General features: G+C 73.8%; 2 protein-coding genes. Both read right to left on the bottom strand.

Going from position 1 to position 3743, the window contains the following annotated elements; translation table 11 throughout:
* Positions 1 to 18: 18 nt before the first annotated feature.
* Positions 19 to 1131, bottom strand: a complete 1113-nt coding sequence (locus tag E1283_RS37725) for a DUF5685 family protein (RefSeq protein WP_165956345.1) — start codon at positions 1129 to 1131, stop codon at positions 19 to 21.
* A 35-nt stretch (positions 1132 to 1166) separates the two neighbouring features.
* Positions 1167 to 3674: a TPR repeat domain-containing protein gene (locus tag E1283_RS33595; protein ID WP_132821951.1), complete on the bottom strand. Its 2508-nt coding sequence runs from the start codon at positions 3672 to 3674 to the stop codon at positions 1167 to 1169.
* Positions 3675 to 3743 lie beyond the last annotated feature (69 nt).

The following is a 3743-nucleotide window of genomic DNA, read 5'->3' as shown; positions in this document are numbered from 1 at the left end:
GGTGGGGGGAAACCCCCGTCACGGGCTGCAGTCGCAGCAGCAGCCGTCGCCACACCCCCCACCCGACTTGCCGCCACCGCACTCGCAGCAGTCGCAGCAGTCACACGCATCGCCACAGTCACACTTGCGACACCACCCCTCCCGCCGCTTCTGCCCGTTCCACGGGTCCTCGTACTGCTTCCGGCAGCACACCTGGCACGTGCAGAACAGCCAGGTCCACTGCGCGCAGCCGGCCACCAGTCCCCGGCGGCGCGGTGGGGCGTCGAGGTGTTGGTCGTCGAAGGCGCGGCCGACCGCGCGGTCGAGTTCGTGGGCCAGGAGCACGTGTGCCAGCCGGTCGTCGGCGAACTCGACGTCCCGCAGGGCGAGTCGAACGCCCCGCACCGCGTCGTCGCAGAGTCGCCGTACCTCGCCGAGCGGCGTGCCGGTGGCGGTGATCGGGTTCCAGGCGCCGGCCGTGCGGTCGGCGTCGAGGTCCTCGACCGCGTCGAGCAGGTGCGCCACCCGGCCGAAGAGCCGGCCGGCCTCGGCGAGCGCCGTCGCGTTCGCGGGGCGGCCGGCGAGGACGGCGGTGTGGGCGAAGGCCGCGCCCGTCGCGGTCTCGGTGGGTTCGGTGACCGCGAGCAGCGGGGTGCCGGGGCCCGCCAGCGCCTCGACGTCCTGCTGCCGGTCGACGGCTTCGAGCAGCACCGCCGTGTCGAAGCCGACGCCGGCCCCGCCCCTGGTGCCGGCCCGGTCCCAGCCGCTGGCCATGCGGCGGGCGGCCGCGGCCAGCGGGCGGTGGGCCAACGCCCCGTCGCCGTCCGCCACATGGTCGCGGATCTTGGCCGAGGCCAGCACGAGCGAGACGGCCGCGGCGAGTTGGGCGCCGGCGCCGTCCGCGACCGAAGCGGTCCGCATGCCGCGCAGCGGGCAGGGTCCGGCCCGCCGCCAGCCGGCCCGGGCGTCACCGCCCGCCGACTGCGCCTCGTACAGCACGGATATCAGCAGGCCGTCGTAGTTGGTGGCCGTCCGCGCGGCCTGCCCGTGGACCCGGCGCAACGCCAGGCACAGGCCGCAGAGGTGGCCCATCCACTCCGCCGCCAGTCCGCCCGGCAGCCGATGCCGGCACGGCCGGATGATCCCGAACACATGTCCTCCCCCGTCAGATTGGGATCATCATGCCGCTACCTGCCGAGCGCGTCCTCGAAGCCCCGGCTGATCCGCTCCTCGGCGCCCGGGTAGCTCTTGGTCTCGACCTCGGAGACGGCGTTCATCAGGTCGCCGTAGACGACGTCGGGTGAACCGGCGCGCGGCAGAACACTGTTCGCCCCGCCGTAGTAACGGTCGAGCGCCTCCTGGGCGTTGCCGTAGTCGGCGGCGAGCGCGGCGTGTGCGACGAGGGTTCTGACGTTCCAGTCGCCGGACTCGATGGCGTCGATCTCGGCCAGTTGCTGCGGCGTGAGCTCGGCCGGCCCGAGCGAGCCTCGGACGGCGGCGGTGAGACCGTAGGCGCCGAGCGCCACTCCGGCGCTCACCGGGTTGCTCGCGCCGGCGAGGGTGGCCACCGCCCCGGCGCCGGTGGTCAGGCCGGTGAGCGCGGTGGTCTCGATCCGGGACCGGTCGGCGCCGTTCTCGACGGCCTGGATGTCCGCGTGCTCCACGAAGCCGGCCACCCGCCCGACCGCTTCGAGCGCGGCGGCCTCGCCCGTGCCGGCGCGGAACGCCTGGTAGGCGGTGAGCGCCTGCCACTCGCCGACGCCGGCGCGGAAGTCGGACCGCACCGTGTCCACGCCGCCGTTCATCAGCTCGAAGAGGCCCTGCCGGTCCTCCCGGGAGAGCTGGAAGCCGTAGCGGTGGTCCTGGCCGAGCAGGCTGGTGAACCGGCGGGCGGCGGGGTCGTTCGGATCGGCGGGTTCGAGGAACTGGGATCCGGCGTCACCGGGGAACTGCGAGACCATGTTCAGGTAACGCAACGCGGTGTCGCCGATGGCGCGTTGCAGCCCGGAGTGGTCGGTGTTGCCGATGTCGGCCTGCGGGCTGCGCTCGGGCACCAGCACGAAGAGCTCGTAGTCGTCGACGTTCGCCAGCACGTTGAAGGCGGCCTGGACGTACGGCTTCGCCGCCGCGTCGTTGGGGTCGACGCCCTCGGGGACGGTGGTGCCGGAGCGGATCAACGCGCCGACGCCCTCGCTGTCCTCCCACTCCTGGCGGAGCAACAGGTCGCGGAAGTCGGCGTCGTTGAGCAGCCCGGCGGACGCCTCGGTGTTCAGCGCGGCGGCCTGGAGCAGCCCGCTGCTCCCGGTGTTGGGCACCACCTCGATGCTCATCGGGTGGTACTGGGTCGAGGTGGCGGTCTGGATGTCCACGGCGGCCTCGGCGAGGTCTCTGGCGAAGGCGTCGCCCGGCGGGGTCGTGGCGTGGGCCATGAGCTCGCCGAAGCCGTTGAACAGCCGCAGTTCGGCGGGGACGAACCTGGGTCCCGGGTAGTCGGTGCCGAACACGCCGCCTTCGGCGTAGTCGTGGACGAAGGCGCGGACGGAGGCGGGCACGGCGGCGCGGCCGGCCTCGGTGGTCGGGTCGAGGCCGCCGCGTTCCGGGTCCGTCAGCAGGTTGATGCCGTTCGCCACGGCCTCCTGGGCGCGGGAGATCCCCCGCAGCCGTTCCTCGGCGGCGGCCCGCCCCGGGCCGTCGGCGAGGTCGTCGGGGTCGGAGTGGAGCTGGCCGAGCGCGGACAGGGCCTGGATGTCGAGGTTCTCGTAGAACCGTTGGAGGTAGTCGCGTTCCGCGTCGGTGAGCAGCCGGGGGTCGCCGTCCCCGATCTGGGCGAGGCCCTCGGTGTAGAGGGCGAGCAGGTCGGGATCGGGGTGGTGCTGCCGCAGCTGTTCGGCGAGGCTCTGCGCGGCGACCTCGGCGACGGTGGGCGAGGTCCACAGGTCGAGCGGGCCGCCGGTGGTGTCGAGGCCGAGTCCTTCGAGGAGTTGGCCGGACTCGGCGAGTCTGCGGGTGTACTGGTCGATGGCCTCGGTGACGTCGTCGTAGGCGGCGCGGGCGTCGTCGGCCGCGGCACGGAGGTGCTTGGCGCGGACCTCGCCCGGCAGGCTGTCGGGCAGGTGGTAGACGGGGCCGCCGCTTCCGATGGTGGGGTGGACGAGGAGGTCCCGGCCGCCGTGCTGGACCCAGAGGGCGACGGGCGTGCCGAGCACGCCGCGGGTGGTGCCGGTGCGGTTGGCTTCCGCGACGCGGTCGGTGAGGGCGCCCTGCCAGGCGTTCCACTCGTCGACCGCGGACTGGACGTGCCGCTGGTACTTCTCCTCCAGGCCGCCGGGTTCGAAGACCAGGCCGTACACCTCGTCACGGGTGTCGATCGCGGTGTTCATGGCCCTGACGAGGTGGTTCAGCACCTGGTCCAGGTCCTCGCCGTTGCCCTGGAGGCCGTCGGCGGTCTCGACGATCCGCCCCTCGGCGTCGACCAGGTCGTCCCCGTCGAGCCCGCCGGCGTCGGCGGCCAGCGTGGTGGCCCGCGCCGCCAACTCCCCGGCGCCCCGGGCGCCGTCGGCGGCCCTGGCGTAGCTGGCCGCGGTGTCGGCCATGTCGTCCGGGTCGATCTCGGTGGCGAACCGTTCGCAGCGCTGCCACGGCTGCCTGCCGGCCTCGCCCTCGACATCAACCCGCGTGAACGTCAGGTCAGGCACCGCTGTACTCCCCCGAGAACCCACCACGATCCACCCGCCGGCGACCCTACCCGCGCCCCCGCGCGATTC

Source organism: Streptomyces hainanensis (assembly GCF_004348415.1).
Taxonomy (GTDB): domain Bacteria; phylum Actinomycetota; class Actinomycetes; order Streptomycetales; family Streptomycetaceae; genus Streptomyces; species Streptomyces hainanensis.
This window is presented reverse-complemented; position numbering and strand designations above follow the sequence as displayed.